General features: G+C 71.9%; 12 protein-coding genes and 1 tRNA gene. 11 read left to right on the top strand and 2 right to left on the bottom strand.

Annotation, left to right across the window (positions count from 1 at the left end):
- The first annotated feature begins 8 nt into the window (after positions 1-8).
- The 3 genes from ACFYMM_RS30770 (at position 9) to ACFYMM_RS30760 (ending at position 4,768) form a co-directional block, all read left to right on the top strand.
- A complete protein-coding gene (locus ACFYMM_RS30770) occupies positions 9-2,432 on the top strand; it encodes a HelD family protein (protein WP_388392256.1) in 2,424 nt (807 codons plus the stop codon).
- Positions 2,433-2,763: 331 nt separating this feature from the next.
- Positions 2,764-4,179, top strand: a complete 1,416-nt coding sequence (locus tag ACFYMM_RS30765) for an NAD-dependent malic enzyme (RefSeq protein ID WP_388392255.1) — start codon at positions 2,764-2,766, stop codon at positions 4,177-4,179.
- A gap of 307 nt (positions 4,180-4,486) precedes the next feature.
- Positions 4,487-4,768 carry an HU family DNA-binding protein gene (locus ACFYMM_RS30760; protein WP_004000874.1) on the top strand — a complete coding sequence of 94 codons (282 nt, stop codon included), beginning with the start codon at positions 4,487-4,489 and terminating at the stop codon, positions 4,766-4,768.
- Between the two features lie 273 nt (positions 4,769-5,041).
- On the opposite strand, the gene murA is transcribed toward ACFYMM_RS30760, so the two are convergent.
- Positions 5,042-6,382: a UDP-N-acetylglucosamine 1-carboxyvinyltransferase gene (murA, locus tag ACFYMM_RS30755; protein WP_388392254.1), complete on the bottom strand. Its 1,341-nt coding sequence runs from the start codon at positions 6,380-6,382 to the stop codon at positions 5,042-5,044.
- A 252-nt stretch (positions 6,383-6,634) separates the two neighbouring features.
- On the opposite strand from murA, the gene ACFYMM_RS30750 reads away from it, so the two are divergent.
- The 8 genes from ACFYMM_RS30750 to ACFYMM_RS30715 all read left to right on the top strand — a co-directional run bounded on the left by ACFYMM_RS30750 (position 6,635) and on the right by ACFYMM_RS30715 (position 17,483).
- Entirely contained in the window at positions 6,635-7,207 is a 573-nt protein-coding gene (locus ACFYMM_RS30750) for a YqgE/AlgH family protein (protein WP_388392252.1), read from the top strand.
- 29 nt (positions 7,208-7,236) lie between these two features.
- The gene (locus tag ACFYMM_RS30745; RefSeq protein ID WP_388392251.1) at positions 7,237-7,512 is read left to right on the top strand and encodes a DUF3039 domain-containing protein; all 276 of its coding nucleotides are present in this window, start codon (positions 7,237-7,239) and stop codon (positions 7,510-7,512) included.
- Positions 7,513-7,608: 96 nt separating this feature from the next.
- Entirely contained in the window at positions 7,609-9,240 is a 1,632-nt protein-coding gene (locus ACFYMM_RS30740) for a beta-N-acetylhexosaminidase (RefSeq protein ID WP_388392249.1), read from the top strand.
- Positions 9,241-9,462: 222 nt separating this feature from the next.
- The gene (locus tag ACFYMM_RS30735; protein ID WP_388392248.1) at positions 9,463-10,356 is read left to right on the top strand and encodes an FAD binding domain-containing protein; all 894 of its coding nucleotides are present in this window, start codon (positions 9,463-9,465) and stop codon (positions 10,354-10,356) included.
- A complete protein-coding gene (locus ACFYMM_RS30730; RefSeq protein WP_388392246.1) occupies positions 10,353-12,152 on the top strand; it encodes a 2Fe-2S iron-sulfur cluster-binding protein in 1,800 nt (599 codons plus the stop codon). Before ACFYMM_RS30735 ends, ACFYMM_RS30730 begins: the two co-directional genes overlap by 4 nt.
- Complete coding sequence (locus tag ACFYMM_RS30725) at positions 12,149-14,458, top strand: xanthine dehydrogenase family protein molybdopterin-binding subunit (protein ID WP_388392243.1); 2,310 nt, start codon at positions 12,149-12,151, stop codon at positions 14,456-14,458. Before ACFYMM_RS30730 ends, ACFYMM_RS30725 begins: the two co-directional genes overlap by 4 nt.
- 343 nt (positions 14,459-14,801) lie before the next feature.
- Positions 14,802-15,965, top strand: a complete 1,164-nt coding sequence (locus tag ACFYMM_RS30720; RefSeq protein WP_388392240.1) for an SUKH-4 family immunity protein — start codon at positions 14,802-14,804, stop codon at positions 15,963-15,965.
- Positions 15,966-16,325: 360 nt separating this feature from the next.
- Positions 16,326-17,483: a trypsin-like serine peptidase gene (locus ACFYMM_RS30715; RefSeq protein WP_388392238.1), complete on the top strand. Its 1,158-nt coding sequence runs from the start codon at positions 16,326-16,328 to the stop codon at positions 17,481-17,483.
- 109 nt (positions 17,484-17,592) lie between these two features.
- Here ACFYMM_RS30715 and ACFYMM_RS30710 read toward each other — a convergent pair.
- A tRNA-Cys gene (locus tag ACFYMM_RS30710) sits at positions 17,593-17,664 on the bottom strand.
- Between the last annotated feature and the right edge of the window lie 118 nt (positions 17,665-17,782).

The raw sequence follows: 17,782 nt of genomic DNA, 5'->3' as shown, positions 1-17,782 counted from the left end.
GGGGCCCGGTGGCCGCTCAGGCTCAGCAGGAAACCGCGGTCGGCGCCGCACCGGACTCGGTGCGGGACCGCGAGATCAGCGTCGAACAGGAACACCTCGACCGGGTGTACCGGCGTCTTGAGGAGAAGATCCACGAGGCCGAGTTCCTGATGAACGACGCGGCCCAGCGCGGCCAGGTCGGCACGCCCGGCGCGCTGGCCGAGCGGGACGCCCAGGTCTTCCGCGCGGGCGTGCACCTCAACCGGCTCAACAACGAGTTCGAGGACTTCCTCTTCGGGCGGATCGACCTGCTGCCCGGCAAGGACGGCAAGAAGGGGCCGGACGGCGCCTACACCGCCGTCGAGCCGGCGGAGGGGGCGGTACGGGACGACCGTACGGCCGACATCGCCGAGACCCTGCACATCGGCCGCATCGGCGTCCTGGACTCCGAGTACGCGCCACTGGTCATCGACTGGCGGGCGCCGGCCGCCGCCCCCTTCTACCGCTCCACCCCGGTCGACCCCGGCCGGGTCGTACGGCGCCGGGTCATCCGTTCCAAGGGGCGCCGCGTCCTCGGTGTCGAGGACGACCTGATGCGTCCGGAGCTGACGGCCTTCCTCGACGGCCGTGAACTCCCCGTCATCGGCGACGGCGCCCTCATGGCCGCCCTCGGCCAGGCCCGCAGCCACACCATGCGGGACATCGTCGCCTCCATCCAGGCCGAACAGGACCTGGTCATCCGTGCCCCCGCGGCCTCCGTGACCTATGTCGAGGGCGGTCCGGGCACGGGCAAGACCGCCGTGGCGCTGCACCGGGCCGCGTACCTGCTCTACCAGGACCGGCGGCGGTACGCGGGCGGCATCCTGATCGTCTCGCCCACCCCGTTGCTGGTGGCGTACACGGAGGGCGTGCTGCCCTCGCTCGGCGAGGAGGGCCAGGTCGCCATCCGCGCCATCGGCTCCCTCGTCGACGGCGCCGAGGCCACCCTCTACGACTCCCCGGCCGTGGCCCGCGCCAAGGGGTCGTACCGGATGCTGAAGGTGCTGCGGAAGGCGGCGCGGGGGGCGCTGGAGCTGGGAACCGCCGCCCCCGCCCCCGCCCCCGGTCAGCTCGCCTTCGGCGACACCGACGACGACGGCCTGGCGGGGGCGGCGGCGCAGGCTCCGGCCGGTCCGCCGGCCCGGCTGCGGGTCGTCGCCTTCGGACGGCGGCTGGAGCTGGAGGCCGCCGAGCTGGACCGGGTCCGCCGCACCGCGCTGGGCGGCACCGCCCCCGTCAACCTGCTGCGCCCGCGCGCCCGCAAGCTGCTCCTGGACGCGCTGTGGGCGCGCTCCGGCGCGGCCGGCCGGCACACGGACCCGGAGCTGGCCGCCGAGCTGCGCTCCTCGTTCGACGAGGACGTGGCGAGCGAGGACAGCTTCCTGACGTTCCTCGACGCCTGGTGGCCGGAGCTGACCCCGAAGGCGGTGCTCACCGCCATGGCGGACGAGCGGCGCCTGGGCCGCTGGGCCCGCCGCATCCTCAACCCCGGCGAGGTCCGCAGGGTCGCCCGCTCCCTCAAGCGGGACGGCCACTCCGTGCACGACATCGCGATGCTCGACGAGCTGCAGTCGCTCCTCGGCACCCCGGCCCGCCCCCGCAAGAAGCGCGAGCTGGACCCGCTGGACCAGCTCACCGGGCTGGACGAGCTGATGCCGGTGCGTGAGGAGACACAGCGCGAGCGGGCCGAGCGGCTGGCACAGGAGCGCACCGAGTACGCGCACGTCATCGTCGACGAGGCGCAGGACCTGACGCCGATGCAGTGGCGCATGGTCGGCCGTCGGGGCCGGCACGCCACCTGGACGGTCGTCGGCGACCCCGCCCAGTCCTCCTGGTCCGATCCGGACGAGGCCGCCGAGGCCCGCGACGAGGCCCTCGGCAGCCGCCCGCGCCGCCGCTTCCAGCTCACGGTGAACTACCGCAACCCGGCCGAGATCGCCGAGCTGGCCGCCAAGGTGCTGGCGCTGGCCATGCCCGGCTCCGAATCCCCCTCCGCGGTGCGGTCCACCGGGGTCCGGCCCCGCTTCACCGTCGTACAGGACTCGCTGGACAAGACCGTGCGTGCCGAGGCCGAACGGCTGCTCGACCTGGTGGACGGCACCGTCGGCGTGGTCGTCGCCATGAACCGGCGCGCGGAGGCCCGGCGCTGGCTGGCCGGGCTCGGCGCGGAGGTCGCGCCGGACGGGCGGAGCCGGGACTGGGGGAGGGTCGTGGCGCTGGGCAGTCTGGAGGCCAAGGGCCTGGAGTACGACGCCACGGTCGTCGTGTCGCCCGCCGAGATCGCCGACGAGTCGCCGGCCGGGCTGCGCGTGCTCTACGTCGCGCTGACCAGGGCGACCCAGCAGCTGACGGTGGTCTCGGGGGAGCGGGACGAGCCGGACGCGGCGGGGGTGCCGGACCTGCTGCGGGACTGAGACCGCCGCCGCCGTTCCTGTGAACTTGACCCGAACTCCGGCGACGGGAATGGCCTTGCGGCATCTGTTTGTTAGCCTGGGTGTGGCACCGGCCCGATCCAAGCCCCCGGGCCCAACCTTCGTCGCTACGAGCGACCACTTGCCGCGAGGCGAGCATGGCGGGTCGGTGTCATGAACGTAGGAAGAGGCCCACGTCACCATCGTGTGACGTGGGCCTCTTTTCGCTGCGAACAATACGTTCGCAATCCAGCCGGGCTAACGCCTACTCGGCGGTAGGTGCGACGATCGGACGGCACTCTTCAGGACACGGTGAAAGCAGAGGAAGTCGGCCATGGCAACGGCGCCCAGCGTCTCCTACTCGATGACGGTCCGGCTGGAGGTGCCCGCGAGCGGAACCGCGGTCTCCCAGCTCACCACGGCCGTCGAGTCCCAAGGAGGCTCGGTCACCGGCCTCGACGTCACCGCTTCCGGGCACGAGAAGCTCCGGATCGACGTCACCATCGCGGCGACCTCCACCTCGCACGCCGACGAAATCGTCGAACAGCTGCGCGGCATCGAGGGCGTCACGCTCGGCAAGGTCTCCGACCGTACGTTCCTGATGCACCTCGGCGGCAAGATCGAGATGGCGTCCAAGCACCCCATCCGCAACCGTGACGACCTCTCCATGATCTACACGCCGGGCGTGGCCCGCGTCTGCATGGCGATCGCCGAGAACCCCGAGGACGCCCGCCGTCTGACCATCAAGCGCAACTCCGTTGCGGTCGTGACGGACGGCTCGGCCGTGCTGGGCCTGGGCAACATCGGCCCCAAGGCCGCGCTGCCGGTCATGGAGGGCAAGGCGGCCCTCTTCAAGCGGTTCGCCGGCATCGACGCCTGGCCGATCTGCCTGGACACCCAGGACACCGACGCGATCGTCGAGATCGTCAAGGCGATCGCCCCCGGGTTCGCCGGCATCAACCTGGAGGACATCTCCGCGCCCCGCTGCTTCGAGATCGAGGCGCGGCTGCGTGAGGCCCTCGACATCCCGGTCTTCCACGACGACCAGCACGGCACCGCGATCGTCGTCCTGGCCGCCCTGACGAACGCGCTGCGCGTCACCGGCAAGGCGATCGAGAACATCCGCGTGGTGATGTCCGGCGCCGGCGCGGCCGGTACGGCCATCCTCAAGCTGCTGCTCGCGGCGGGCGTGAAGAACGCCGTCGTCGCCGACATCCACGGTGTCGTGCACGCGGGCCGCGAGGACCTGGTGGACGCCCCGACCGGCTCGGCGCTGCGCTGGATCGCCGACAACACCAACCCCGAGGGCCTGACCGGCACGTTGAAGGAGGCGGTGCGCGGCGCCGACGTCTTCATCGGCGTCTCCGCCCCGAACGTCCTCGACGGCGACGACGTGGCCGCCATGGCCGACGGCGGGATCGTGTTCGCGCTCGCGAACCCGGACCCGGAGGTCGACCCGGCAATCGCACGTCAGACGGCCGCAGTTGTGGCCACCGGCCGCTCCGACTTCCCCAACCAGATCAACAACGTGCTGGTCTTCCCGGGTGTCTTCCGCGGTCTGCTGGACGCCCAGTCCCGCACGGTCAACACCGAGATGATGCTCGCGGCCGCGAAGGCTCTGGCGGACGTGGTGACCGAGGACGAGCTGAACCCGAACTACATCATCCCGAGCGTCTTCAACGACAAGGTCGCCGGTGCCGTGGCCGGCGCGGTCCGGGAAGCCGCCAGGGCGGTCAGCGCCCTGTCCTAGGCGTCCCGTAGGGTGCAAGGGCGCTGTGCGGGGTCTGTGACGATCCCCACGGCGGCCCCTGCTCCCGGCGCGTCGGGGAACCCGGGCCGTGGAGTGCCCCTCTAGGGTGTCGGCGGGCTCAGGCCGCTTTCCGTGTGACTCCCAAGGGTGTTCTCACGACTCCTGGGGGTGCCGGATTGGCTTTCCCGCCGCAGGTAGGGGCAGGATGCGTCTTCGGGCGCGAGCGCATCGGATTCCACCCAGCGCCTTACATGCGGCTCCGCCGCGTGGCACGCCTCAACGGCAAGAAGAACACGGGAGTAACAACATGAACCGCAGTGAGCTGGTGGCCGCGCTGGCCGACCGCGCCGAGGTGACCCGCAAGGACGCCGACGCCGTGCTGGCCGCGTTCGCCGAGGTTGTCGGCGACATCGTCTCCAAGGGCGACGAGAAGGTCACCATCCCCGGCTTCCTGACCTTCGAGCGCACCCACCGTGCCGCTCGCACCGCGCGCAACCCGCAGACCGGCGACCCGATCCAGATCCCGGCCGGCTACAGCGTGAAGGTCTCCGCGGGCTCCAAGCTCAAGGAAGCCGCCAAGGGCAAGTGACCTTGCCGGTCGTACGCCACGGGACGGCGTACGAGGCCCCCTAGGGCCCAGCAACGCCAATGGGGCGGCCCCTCCAAGGGGGGCCGCCCCATCGTCGTAGGACGTCTGCCGGTCAGGGGCGCGTGCGGTCAGCCGAGGGCCTTGCCGGGGAGTTCGACCTTCGCGCCCAGCTCCACCAGCTTCTCCATGCTGTGTCTGCCCGGGGGATGACCCCCGGACCCCCAGCCGGGGCCTGGGGGCGCCCCGGGCCGGAGGGTCAGGGGCGCGTGCCGGTCAGCCGAGGGCCTTGCCGGGGAGTTCGACCTTCGCGCCCAGCTCCACCAGCTTCTCCATGAAGTTCTCGTAGCCGCGGTTGATCAGGTCGATGCCGTGGACGCGGGACGTGCCCTGGGCCGCCAGGGCCGCGATGAGGTACGAGAAGCCGCCTCGCAGGTCCGGGATGACCAGGTCGGCGCCCTGCAGCTTGGTGGGGCCCGAGACGACGGCGGAGTGCAGGAAGTTGCGCTGGCCGAAGCGGCAGTCGGAGCCGCCCAGGCACTCGCGGTACAACTGGATGTGCGCGCCCATCTGGTTCAGGGCGGAGGTGAAGCCCAGGCGGGACTCGTAGACCGTCTCGTGGATGATGGACAGCCCGGTCGCCTGGGTGAGCGCCACGACCAGCGGCTGCTGCCAGTCGGTCTGGAAGCCGGGGTGCACGTCCGTCTCCAGCGCGATGGACTTCAACTGCCCGCCGGGGTGCCAGAAGCGGATGCCCTCGTCGTCGATCTCGAACGCCCCGCCCACCTTCCGGTAGGTGTTCAGGAACGTCATCATCGACCGCTGCTGGGCCCCGCGGACGTAGATGTCGCCCTCGGTGGCCAGCGCCGCCGACGCCCAGGACGCGGCCTCCAGCCGGTCCGGCAGGGCCGCGTGGGTGTAGCCGCCGAGCTGGTCGACACCGGTGATGCGGATCGTGCGGTCGGTGTCCATCGCGATGATCGCGCCCATCTTCTGCAGCACGCAGATGAGGTCCTCGATCTCCGGCTCGACGGCCGCGTTGGACAACTCCGTGACACCCTCGGCCAGTACGGCCGTCAGCAGCACCTGCTCGGTCGCGCCGACGGACGGGTACGGCAGCCGGATCTTCGTACCGCGCAGCCGCTGCGGAGCCTCCAGGTACTGCCCGTCCGCCCGCTTCTCGATGACCGCGCCGAACTGCCGCAGCACGTCGAAGTGGAAGTCGATGGGCCGTCCGCCGATGTCACAGCCGCCCAGACCCGGGATGAACGCGTGCCCGAGGCGGTGCAGCAGCGGACCGCAGAACAGGATCGGGATACGGCTGGAGCCCGCGTGGGCGTCGATGTCGGCGACGTTCGCGCTCTCCACGTGGGTCGGGTCGAGCACCAGCTCACCGGGCTCCTCACCCGGACGGACCGTCACCCCGTGCAGCTGCAGCAGGCCCCGTACGACTCTCACGTCCCGGATGTCAGGAACGTTGCGCAGTCGGCTCGGCGCACTGCCCAGCAGCGCGGCGACCATGGCCTTCGGTACGAGGTTCTTCGCACCGCGGACACGGATCTCGCCCTCCAGCGGGGTTCCGCCGTGGACAAGCAGGACATCGTCGTTGACGGTCATGAATCTCGCGTTCCGTGGAGTGGGGCAGGGCCAGAGAGAGACAGGGTAATCGTCGATTACCCCCCTCTAGTAAGCCCAAGTACCACCCGGCGGGGTCATGGCTGTGTCACAACACGAACGGTTTCCCACCGGGTACGTGCGGTCACCGGCCCGGGTGTACGCCAGGGGGCGCCTCCGTCGCCCTGAGCTGCGTTCACCCTCGGCGCCCGATTGCCTCCCCACGCGGAGGGAAGATGCGGGATCATGTCTGGCATGACCGAGGTGTCCTCGCTCACAGGGCGGCTGCTCGTGGCCACGCCCGCCCTGGCGGACCCGAACTTCGACCGCGCGGTGGTGCTCCTCCTCGACCACGACGAGGAGGGGTCCCTCGGTGTCGTCCTCAACCGCCCCACCCCCGTGGACGTGGGCGACATCCTGGAGGGCTGGGCCGAGCTGGCCGACGAGCCCGGAGTCGTCTTCCAGGGCGGCCCGGTGTCGCTGGACTCGGCGCTCGGTGTCGCGGTCATCCCGGGCGGCGGGAACACCGACCGGGCCCCGCTCGGCTGGCGCCGGGTGCACGGCGCGATCGGGCTGGTGGACCTGGAGGCCCCGCCCGAGCTGCTGGCCTCGGCCCTCGGCTCCCTGAGGATCTTCGCCGGTTACGCCGGATGGGGGCCCGGTCAGCTGGAGGACGAGCTGGTGGAGGGCGCCTGGTACGTCGTCGAGTCGGAGCCCGGCGACGTGTCCTCCCCCTCGCCGGAACGCCTGTGGCGCGAGGTGCTGCGCCGGCAGCGCAACGAGCTGGCGATGGTGGCCACGTATCCGGACGACCCTTCGCTCAACTGATGCCTGTGAGCTTCAGTACCCTGGCTGGTATGAGCACTCTTGAGCCCGAGCGCGGGACTGGTACGGGGACCCTCGTAGAGCCGACGCCACAGGTGTCCCACGGCGACGGCGACCACGAGCGCTTCGCCCACTACGTCCAGAAGGACAAGATCATGGCGAGCGCCCTCGACGGCACTCCCGTCGTGGCGCTGTGCGGCAAGGTGTGGGTGCCGGGCCGCGACCCGAAGAAGTACCCCGTGTGTCCCATGTGCAAGGAGATCTACGAGTCCATGGGCAGCGGCGGCGACGAGGGCGACGAGAAGTAATCCGCGGGTGCCGGGCCGGGCCCCGGGCACGCTTCGGCGTGCGCCGGGGCCTTCGCGGTGCCGGGCGGGTGACGAGGCGGTCGAGGGAGCCATCTGGTGGATGTGATTCCGGCGCCGCGGCGCCTGGTGCGGAACGAGCCCGGCCACGCGCGCCTGGACGCGCGGACCCGGCTGGCGGCGGGGCCCGGCACCGAGGGGGTCGCGCGCTGGCTGCGCGCGACCGTCGGCGCCGCGACGGGCCTGCCCTTTCCCGACGGCGGCCACAGCGGTGACAGCGGTGACAGCGGTGACGCCATCGTGCTGAGCGTCGAACCCGGTCTGCCCGCGGAGGGCTACCGACTCGTCCTCGACGGGCGGGCGCGCCGTATCGAGGGCGGCAGCGCGGCCGGTGTCTTCTGGGGCGCCCAGACCTTCCGGCAGCTGCTCGGCCCGGACGCGTTCCGCCGGGCCCCGCTGCGGGCGGAGCGGGACTGGGGCCTGCCGTACGTCACGGTCGAGGACGCGCCCCGCTTCGGCTGGCGCGGCCTCCTGCTCGACGTCGCCCGGCACTTCATGCCCAAGGACGGCGTCCTGCGCTACCTGGACCTGATGGCGGCGCACAAACTCAACGTGCTGCATCTGCACCTGACGGACGACCAGGGCTGGCGGATCGAGATCCGGCGGTTTCCGAGGCTGACCGAGGTCGGCTCCTGGCGGGCGAGGACGAAATTCGGCCACCGTGCCTCACCCCTGTGGGAGGAGAAGCCGCACGGGGGTTACTACACCCAGGACGACATCCGGGAGATCGTCGCCTACGCCGCCGAGCGGCATATCACCGTCGTCCCCGAGATCGACGTACCGGGCCACTCGCAGGCCGCCATCGCCGCGTACCCGGAACTCGGCAACACCGACGTCATCGACACCACCACCCTCTCCGTCGGGGACACCTGGGGAATCTCCTCCAACGTACTCGCCCCCACCGACACCACCCTGCGCTTCTACGAGGGGGTTTTCGAGGAGGTCCTGGAACTCTTCCCCTCGCGGTTCGTGCACATCGGCGGCGACGAGTGCCCCAAGGACCAGTGGAGGCTGTCACCGGCCGCGCAAGCCCGTATCGGTGAACTCGGGTTGGCCGACGAGGACGAACTGCAGTCCTGGTTCGTCCGGCACTTCGACACCTGGCTCTCCGCGCGCGGGCGCAGGCTCATCGGCTGGGACGAGATCCTGGAGGGCGGTCTCGCGGACGGCGCCGCGGTCTCCTCCTGGCGCGGCTACGCGGGCGGGATCGCCGCCGCGCGGGCCGGCCACGACGTCGTCATGTGCCCCGAGCAGCAGGTCTACTTGGACCACCGGCAGGCCGACGGCGCGGACGAGCCCGTCCCCATCGGCTACGTCCGCACCCTGGAGGACGTCTACCGGTTCGAACCCGTTCCCCCGGACCTCGGCGCGGAGCACGCCCGCCATGTGCTGGGCACTCAGGCCAACGTGTGGACCGAGGTGATGGAGGACCACGCGCGCGTGGACTATCAGACATTCCCCAGGCTCGCCGCCTTCGCCGAGGTGGCCTGGAGCCGCCTGCCCGCCCCGGCGGAGCGGGACTTCGCGGACTTCGAGCGGCGGATGGCCGCCCACTACCCGCGGCTCGACGCCCTGGGTGTCGGTTACCGGCCGCCCACCGGGCCACTGCCCTGGCAGCGCCGCCCCGGAGTGCTGGGCCGGCCCCTTGAGGGACCACCCCCGAACAAGTAAGGGAAAAAGCCTCGGACATCACCGAAGAGTGTCAATCGGTGTGCACCGGTGATGTCGCACGAAAACCGCCCAAACTGCTGGCGAGGTGGGCGAACGTCTCCTGGCCGACCCCCGCGTTCAGGTCTTGCGAAGATGTGCCAGAGTTGCCACGTCCGCCCTGTGAGCACGTACGGTACGGCCACACAGGCGGGACCAGTGGGGCAGCGGGAAGGGGCAGCCGGTTTGACCACGCACGCACCGCAGGCGGGGCAGGCCGTCACGCTGCCCACGACGCTGGACGAGGCGGTGGCGGCCCTCGCGGCCACGCCCACCGCCGTCCCGGTGGCCGGCGGCACCGATCTGATGGCCGCCGTCAACTCCGGGCAGCTCAGGCCGGCCGCCCTGGTGGGACTCGGCCGGATCAGCGAGATCCGCGGCTGGCAGTACCAGGACGGGCACGCGCTGCTCGGCGCCGGACTCACGCACGCCCGGATGGGTCGCCCCGACTTCGCGGCCCTCATCCCGGCGCTCGCCGCCGCCGCGCGCGCCGCCGGGCCGCCGCACATCCGCAACGCGGGCACCCTGGGCGGCAACATCGCCTCGGCCGCGCCCACCGGTGACGCGCTGCCGGTGCTGGCCGCCCTGGAGGCGACGCTGATCATCGCGGGCCAGGGCGGAGCCCGCCGGGAGATCCCGGTGTCGCACCTGCTGGCCGGCGTGGACATGCTGCGCGGAGGCGAACTCATCGGCTTCGTGCGCGTGCCGCTGCTGCACGCCCCCCAGGTCTTCCTGAAGGCGACCGGCCGTACCGGCCCGGGCCGCGCGGTCGCCTCGGTGGCCCTCGTCCTCGACCCGGCCCGGCGCGGGATCCGCTGCGCGGTCGGGGCCATAGCGCCCATGCCGCTGCGGCCCCTGGAGGCCGAGCAGTGGGTCGGCCGGCTCATCGACTGGGACAACGACCGCACGCTCGTCCCCGAGGCCCTGAGCGCCTTCGGCGAGTACGTCGCCGCGGCCTGCATCCCCGATCCGGCCCCGGAACCCGACGGCTCGGTACCGCCGCTTCCGCCCGCCGTACTGCACCTGCGGCGCACCGTCGCCGCGCTGGCCCGACGAGCACTGGGGAGGGCGCTGTCGTGACCGACGACCAGCACGGAGAGGCCCGGGAGGGCGCGCCCCAGGGCGGTGGCCGCTGGGACCCGCTGCCCCAGGGCGACTACGACGACGGCGCCACCGCCTTCGTCAAGCTCCCCGAGGGCGGCATCGACGCCCTGCTGTCCCGTGACAGCCCGCTGGCCGCGCCGGGGCACGGCTACGTACCGCCGCGGATAACGGCCGCCCCGGGCGGCGAAGCCGACGGCACCGGCCACTGGGCGATGCCCGCCGGTGGCGCCGAGTGGCCCGACCCGAACGCCGCGCCCCAGGAGCAGGCCGGCGACGACCGGTTCACCTACCGGCCCGCCGCCACCCAGCAGTGGACGTTCGAGGAGCCCACGGCGGCACCCGGCTCCGGTCACGATGTCACCGGGCAGTGGTCCATCCCCGTCGCCGGAGGCGACCTCCCGGACGAATCGGGCGAGTTCACCACCTCCGCGCTGGTCGAGCAGTGGGGTGGCACCCCTCCGGCCACCCTCCCCGGCGGCGCCTCCGCGCCCTGGGCGACCGAGCCGGCGGGACAGCCCTGGGCACCGGAGCCTTCGGCGGCCCCCGCGGAACACGGGCACGAGGGATTCCCGTCGCCCCCCGGGCCGTACGCCCACACCCACGGGGCCGAGGAGCCGGCCCGGTCCGCCCCGGCGCCCGAGGAGTTCCGGGCTGCCGAGGAGTCCCCTGACGCTGAGGAGAACCCGGACGCCCGGCAGGCCGTGGAGGCCACTGGGGCGCCCGCTGAGCCTCCGGTGGAGCGGGAGACGGCCAAGGACACCCCGGCCGAGCCGGAAGCCGCCGAGGAGGCCGAGGAGCCCGCGCCGGACGACGACGCCGACCCGGCGGCGGCGCACGAGCCGGACCCCGCGCGGGATGCCGCCGAGCGGGACGACCTCGCCGCGGCGGAGCCCCCGCACGACGACCACCCCCTCGCCTCCTACGTCCTGCGCGTCAACAGCACCGACCGCCCCGTCTCCGACGCCTGGATCGGTGAGTCCCTGCTGTACGTCCTGCGCGAGCGGCTCGGCCTCGCCGGCGCCAAGGACGGCTGCTCACAGGGCGAGTGCGGGGCCTGCAACGTCCAGGTCGACGGGCGGCTGGTGGCCTCCTGCCTGGTGCCGGCCGTGACCGCCGCCGGCAGCGAGGTCCGCACCGTCGAAGGACTCGCCGCCGACGGCCGCCCCTCCGACGTGCAACGGGCGCTCGCCCGGTGCGGCGCCGTGCAGTGCGGTTTCTGCGTGCCCGGCATGGCGATGACCGTGCACGACCTGCTGGAGGGCAACCCGGCCCCCACCGAACTGGAGGCCCGGCAGGCCCTGTGCGGCAACCTGTGCCGCTGCTCCGGCTACCGGGGCGTCCTGGACGCCGTCCAGGAGGTCGTCGCCGAACGCGAGGCACACGCCGGCCCCGACGGTGAGACGGACGCGGACGGCGCACGTATTCCGCACCAGGCGGCTCCCGGAGCCGGCGGCGTCAACCCGTCGGCGTTCGAGGCCCCCGGAGCGTTCGGCACTCCCGGATCCGCCAACGGAACGGGATCATCCAACGCGACGGGGTCCTTCGAGCCGGGGTCCTTCAACGACACGGGGTCCTTCCAGCCGGGGTCCTTCAACGACACGGGGTCCTTCGAGCCGGGGTCCTTCAACGACACGGGGTCCTTCGACACCTCGGGAGCGTTCGACGATCAACGACCGTTCGACGATCAGCGACCGTTCGACGACCGGGGATCCTTCGGCGCACCGGAGGGCCCGCACGACCGGCACTACGGCCAGGACGGAGGCCAGGCGTGAGCAACGATGCCGCCACGGCGCCCACCGCCGCGGAACCGGCCCCCGCGGCCGATCCGCTGCCGCACGGCCTCGGCGCCTCCCTGCCCCCCGCGGACGCCCGCGCCAAGACCGAGGGCACCTTCCCGTACGCGGCCGACCTGTGGGCCGAGGGCCTGCTCTGGGCCGCCGTCCTGCGCTCCCCGCACCCGCACGCGCGCATCCTCTCCATCGACACCACCCACGCGCGCGAGATGCCGGGGGTACGGGCCGTCGTCACCCACGAGGACGTGCCCGGCACCCCCCGCTACGGACGCGGTACGCCCGACCGCCCGGTGTTCGCCTCCGAGGTCGTACGCCACCACGGCGAGCCCATCGCCGCCGTCGCCGCCGACCATCCGGACACCGCGCGGATGGCCGCCGCCGCCGTCATCGTCGAGTACGAGGTGCTCGACCCGGTGATCGACCCCGAGCAGGCCTTCGAGGCCGAGCCGCTGCACCCCGACGGCAACCTGATCCGGCACATCCCGCTGCACCACGGCGACCCGGGCGCGGCCGGCGAGGTCGTCGTCGAGGGCCAGTACCGCATCGGCCGCGCGGACCCGGCCCCCATCGGCGCCGAGGCCGGTCTCGCGGTGCCCCGCCCCGACGGCGGAGTGGAGCTGTACCTGGCCTCCACCGACCCGCACACCGACCGCAACACGGCCGCCGCCTGCTACGGCCTGTCCTCCGATCAGGTGAAGATCGTCGTCACCGGTGTGCCCGGCGCCACCGCCGACCGCGAGGACCAGGGCTTCCAGCTCCCGCTCGGCCTGCTCGCCCTGAAGACCGGCTGCCCGGTGAAGCTGACGGCGACCCGCGAGGAGTCCTTCCTCGGCCACACCCACCGCCACCCGACCCTCCTGCGCTACCGCCACCACGCCGACGCCGAGGGCAGGCTGATCAAGGTCGAGGCGCAGATCCTGCTCGACGCGGGCGCGTACGCCGACACCTCCGCCGAGGCCCTGGCCGCCGCCGTCTCCTTCGCCTGCGGCCCGTACGTCGTCCCGAACGCCTTCATCGAGGGCTGGGCCGTCCGCACCAACAACCCGCCCTCCGGCCATGTACGCGGCGAGGGCGCCATGCAGGTGTGCGCCGCCTACGAGGCGCAGATGGACAAGCTGGCCAAGAAGCTGGGCCTGGACCCGGCGGAGCTGCGCCTGCGCAACGCGCTCGCGACCGGCGACGTACTGCCGATCGGCCAGACAGTGACCTGCCCGGCGCCGGTCGCCGAACTCCTCCAGGCGGTACGGGACTTCCCGCTCCCGGCGCTGCCCAAGGACGCCCCCGAGGACGAGTGGCTGCTGCCCGGCGGCCCCGAGGGCGCGGGCGAACCGGGCGCGGTGCGCCGGGGCGTCGGCTACGGCCTGGGCATGGTGCACATGCTCGGCGCGGAGGGCGCGGACGAGGTCTCCACGGCGACCGTGAAGGTCCACGACGGCATCGCCACCGTGCTCTGCGCGGCGGTGGAGACCGGCCAGGGCTTCACCACCCTGGCCCGGCAGATCGTCCAGGACACCCTCGGCATCGACGAGGTCCACGTCGCCCCCGTCGACACCGACCAGCCGCCGGCCGGGCCGGGCTGCCGGGGCCGGCACACCTGGGTGTCCGGCGGCGCGGTGGAGCGGGCGGCGAAGATGGTCCGCACCCAGCTGCTCCAGCCCCTCGCGCACAAGTTCGGCATGTCGACCGAGCTGCTCCAGATCACCGACGGCAAGATCACCTCGTACGACGGCGTCCTGTCGACGACCGTCACCGAGGCACTGGACGGCAAGGAACTGTGGGCGACCGCCCAGTGCCGCCCGCACCCCACGGAACCGCTGAACGCGGCCGGCCAGGGCGACGCCTTCGTGGGCCTCGCCTTCTGCGCCATCCGCGCGGTGGTGGACGTCGACATCGAGATCGGCTCGGTACGCGTGGTGGAGCTGGCCGTCGCCCAGGACGTGGGCCGCATCCTCAACCCCGCGCAGCTCGTCGCCCGGATCGAGGCGGGCGTCACCCAGGGCGTCGGCATCGCCCTCACCGAGAACCTGCGCACCCCGCGCGGGCTGGTCCGCCACCCCGACCTGACCGGCTACGCCCTCCCGACGGCCCTGGACGCGCCGGACATCCGCATCGTCAAGCTGGTCGAGGAACGGGACGTGGTCGCGCCCTTCGGTGCCAAGTCGGTCAGCGCCGTACCGGTGGTGACCTCACCGGCGGCGATCGCCTCCGCCGTCCGCGCGGCGACCGGCCGCCCGGTCAACCGCCTCCCGATCCGCCCCCAGGCCGCGGTGGTGACCGGGCAGTGAACGCCTCGCCGGCGCCGGTCGTGGCGCCGGCCGGCTGATCGTGCCGGGCCGCCGTCGGGCGCGGACCCCGCGGCGCACGCCGAGCTGATCCACGCCTGTCCGCTGCATCCCTCCGCGGCACCCGTCCGCTGCATGTGGACGTGATTCTCGCCCGGGAGCAACGGGCCAGGGCCGCCTGACGTCCTTTCCGACAGGGCGTTGTCAGTGGTGCGGCGTAGTGTTCTGGGCAGTGGGGGACGGCCGCTTCCGACGGGGAGGCCGGACGGCGTGACGTGCCCTGCCCGGGGACTCGTGCAGGAGGAGGCGCCGGGCACGTACGGACATCGAAATTCGCGGGGGAGCGATGAGCACGACCGACGCCGGTGCAGCGGCGATCACGCTGACCGAGGCAGAGCTGGACCGCTATGTCACACACGCGCCGACGCGCGGCCTGCTCACCGGCCCCGGACTGCCGCCGGACAGCGGCCTGTTGACCTTCTCACCGCTGCGCACGGACGGCCTGCGCACCCTGGCGGACGCCATGGACGGCCCCGGCCGCCTCGCGGAGGAGCTGCGCGACCGCCTGGTGATAGGAGAACTCCTCGGCCCGGCCGGGACGGAGCGCGAGTCGATCCTGCTCGACGGCGGCACGGGCGAGATCACGACGGCGTACCTCTTCGGCCCGACGACCCCGCGCCCCCTGGCGCCCTCCCTCTCCACGTTGCTGCGCTTCGCCGCGGTCACGGAGGAGTTGACGAGCCTGCGCGGCCGTTTCACCCGTCTGGCAGGCCAGTACGGCACCAAGACGGCGACCGAGGCGTCCCGCAGGCTCCTCGCGCTGTTCGAGGAGGGGACGGACGGCGAGGTCCCGCCGTACTGGAAGGCGGCCGCGCTGATCCGCCCCCTCGCGCTGGTCGTCGGCCCCGGCACCGCCGTCTCCGGCCTCGCCCTGGACGTCCCCGGCCGCCTCCTGGACCAGGAGTTCGGACCCGGCCGGATGGCCCGCTACGAGGAGGTGGACTTCCCGGCCACGCTCACCCACGAGCCGACCCGCCGCTTCCTGCGCGAGACGGGCCTGCCCGAGGACGCGGTGCTGTTCCACACCGACACGGACGTCCCGCTGCCCACCCTCACCGAGTACTTCACCGACGAACGCGCCGGCGACTACCCCCTCGACGACCTCCCGGCCCACGCCGACCACCTGATACGCCTCGGCCACCTGGTCGAGGACAACAGCCTGGTGGTCGACGGCACGACGGGCGCGGTCCTGAACTTCAGCGAGCCGGACGCGGCCCTGTACCCCCTGAACACCGACGTCTCCACGCTCGCGTTCACCCTCTGGCTCCTGCACCACGAGCGCATGATCGACCACCACCTGGCCCACGAGCTGACGACGGAGGCCTACGACCAGCTGGCCGCGACGATGCTCCAGGTCCTGTCCTCGCTCGACCCCACGGGCACGACGCCGGACACCGACTGGCACTACTGGACGGAACTGTTCCAGGACGAGGCGGGCGGCGTGCTCTGACCTGGCCGGTCATATGACTCGCTTTGCAGGTTCGTCTGTGCTGATCGTGCGGGCATGCGGCTCGCGCTGGCGTCGCCCGGTTCCTCGCCGCCCAGCACACCGCGCGCCCCGGCCAAAACCCACCGTTCCGCCCGACTGATCAGCTCACCAGAGAGCGAGTTGGCGGAAATCCCCAGATGCGAATCCGGCGTATCGATGGTGTCCTGGAACAGAGGCCTGGGATGCCCCCCGATGAGTCTCGTCCACGAACTGGGGCGAGCGCGCACCGGTCTGGCCCTTACTGAATCCCAGCAGCGTGCGCTAGTCGGCTTTGAACCAGCCGCGCCTGACCATCTTTCAGTCTCCGTTCGGAGGCATACGATGCTGACCAAGAAGCGGAAAACGCACCTTCGGTACCTCGCCGAAGAGAGCGAACGGCCGCTGACTCCATATGAACTGGCCCAGCGGCGGCCCATTTTCGGGACCGGCGAGCCACCTCCGGAGATGGCCGAACTCGCCAACCGCCAGAGGATCCACGTCTTTGCTGATGGGGCCCGCCCCGAGCCGACGGTTCACCGCGTCGATGGGCACGGGGACAGGCTGTGGCGCGTCGACGTGCCGGTCGGCCCCGAGGGCCAGGTCGCCCTGCCGGGCAGTACGGCCCTCCGTAGCGAGCCGGCGGAGTTGCTGTCGGAGATCGATCCCCACATGGGTGTGGGCTCCTGGCGTCCCGAATGGAACGACCTGTTCTACGTGCCGCGCGTCCTTCCCAGCCGCAGGCAGGAGCCTGTCCGGCGAATGCACGGCGGTCGGGTTCGGCTGGACGGCGTCCATGGCCTGGAAGGGGTTTTTGACCCTGACGACCGGTCGGAGCTCAACGAGACCAGCTTCCCCTGGGGCAATGTGGGGAAAATCATCAACAGTGAAGCACAGCACGGTTCAGGAGTTCTCATCGGCGACCGCCTTGTCCTCACAGCTGGTCACGCGGTGCCATGGGCAGATGCTGCTGCCGGCAATTGGTGGATGCGTTTCGTGCCCGCGTACTACAACGGCCAGTCTCTTCACGGTGCCGGCGTCGAATCCTACGTGTCGGACGTTCGGGGTTATCATCCGAGCGGACCGAACGGGGACACGGTGGGATACGACTGGGCGATCTGCCGGCTGTACGAACCTCTCGGATCCCAGCTCGGCTACTTCGGCGCCAAGACCTACACCTCCGCCTGGAACGGTCAGCCGTGGTGGATCAACATGGGTTATCCCATCAACATGTGGTTCAGGGGGGCCAGCTTCCAAGGCGGCATCCCGGTCATCGAGGCTGATGACGACATCAACGGAGGCCTCGAAATCGAGCATCAGGGCGACTGTACTCCCGGCAACTCCGGCGGCCCGATGTTCGCCTTCTTCGGTGACCAGGACCCGCGCGTCATCGCGGTCCAATACGGGTATCAGGCGGAGGACGAGGGCGGACCCGTCAATATCGCGGCCGGTGGAGCAGGCATGGTGACGCTCATCCTGTGGGGACGCTCGAACTGGCCCTGAAAGGGGTCGGCACGAGCAAGTCAGGACAGGGGGGAACTGAGACGGACGGCCATGAGGGCGGCCCCCTTCCTGGGTGCCGCCCTCTTGTTCTGCCAGGTCAGGCAGTCAGAGGCCGTGGCGGGAATCGAACCCACGTAACTCGCTTTGCAGGCGAGCCCCTGAACCACTCGGGCACACGGCCGTGTTGATGGGATGACCGTAGGGGGCCGTGCGGGGGCGGCTCAAGGGGTGCGGTGGGGCTGCAATGCGACTGCCATACCGCGTTCATGAAAGGGAGCGGGGGTGAGGTGCGACAGGGG

The organism is Streptomyces sp. NPDC006739 (assembly GCF_042869815.1).
Taxonomy (GTDB): Bacteria; Actinomycetota; Actinomycetes; order Streptomycetales; family Streptomycetaceae; genus Streptomyces.
Note: the sequence above shows the minus strand (reverse complement) of the source record. Positions and strands in the feature narration are given on the sequence as shown.

Coding starts and splice junctions, on each gene's coding strand:
- ACFYMM_RS30765 (WP_388392255.1), top strand. CDS start 2,764: ATGGCAACGGCGCCCAGCGTCTCCTACTCGATGACGGTCCGGCTGGAG.
- ACFYMM_RS30760 (WP_004000874.1), top strand. CDS start 4,487: ATGAACCGCAGTGAGCTGGTGGCCGCGCTGGCCGACCGCGCCGAGGTG.
- murA (WP_388392254.1), bottom strand. CDS start 6,382: ATGACCGTCAACGACGATGTCCTGCTTGTCCACGGCGGAACCCCGCTG.
- ACFYMM_RS30750 (WP_388392252.1), top strand. CDS start 6,635: ATGACCGAGGTGTCCTCGCTCACAGGGCGGCTGCTCGTGGCCACGCCC.
- ACFYMM_RS30745 (WP_388392251.1), top strand. CDS start 7,237: ATGAGCACTCTTGAGCCCGAGCGCGGGACTGGTACGGGGACCCTCGTA.
- ACFYMM_RS30720 (WP_388392240.1), top strand. CDS start 14,802: ATGAGCACGACCGACGCCGGTGCAGCGGCGATCACGCTGACCGAGGCA.
- ACFYMM_RS30715 (WP_388392238.1), top strand. CDS start 16,326: ATGCTGACCAAGAAGCGGAAAACGCACCTTCGGTACCTCGCCGAAGAG.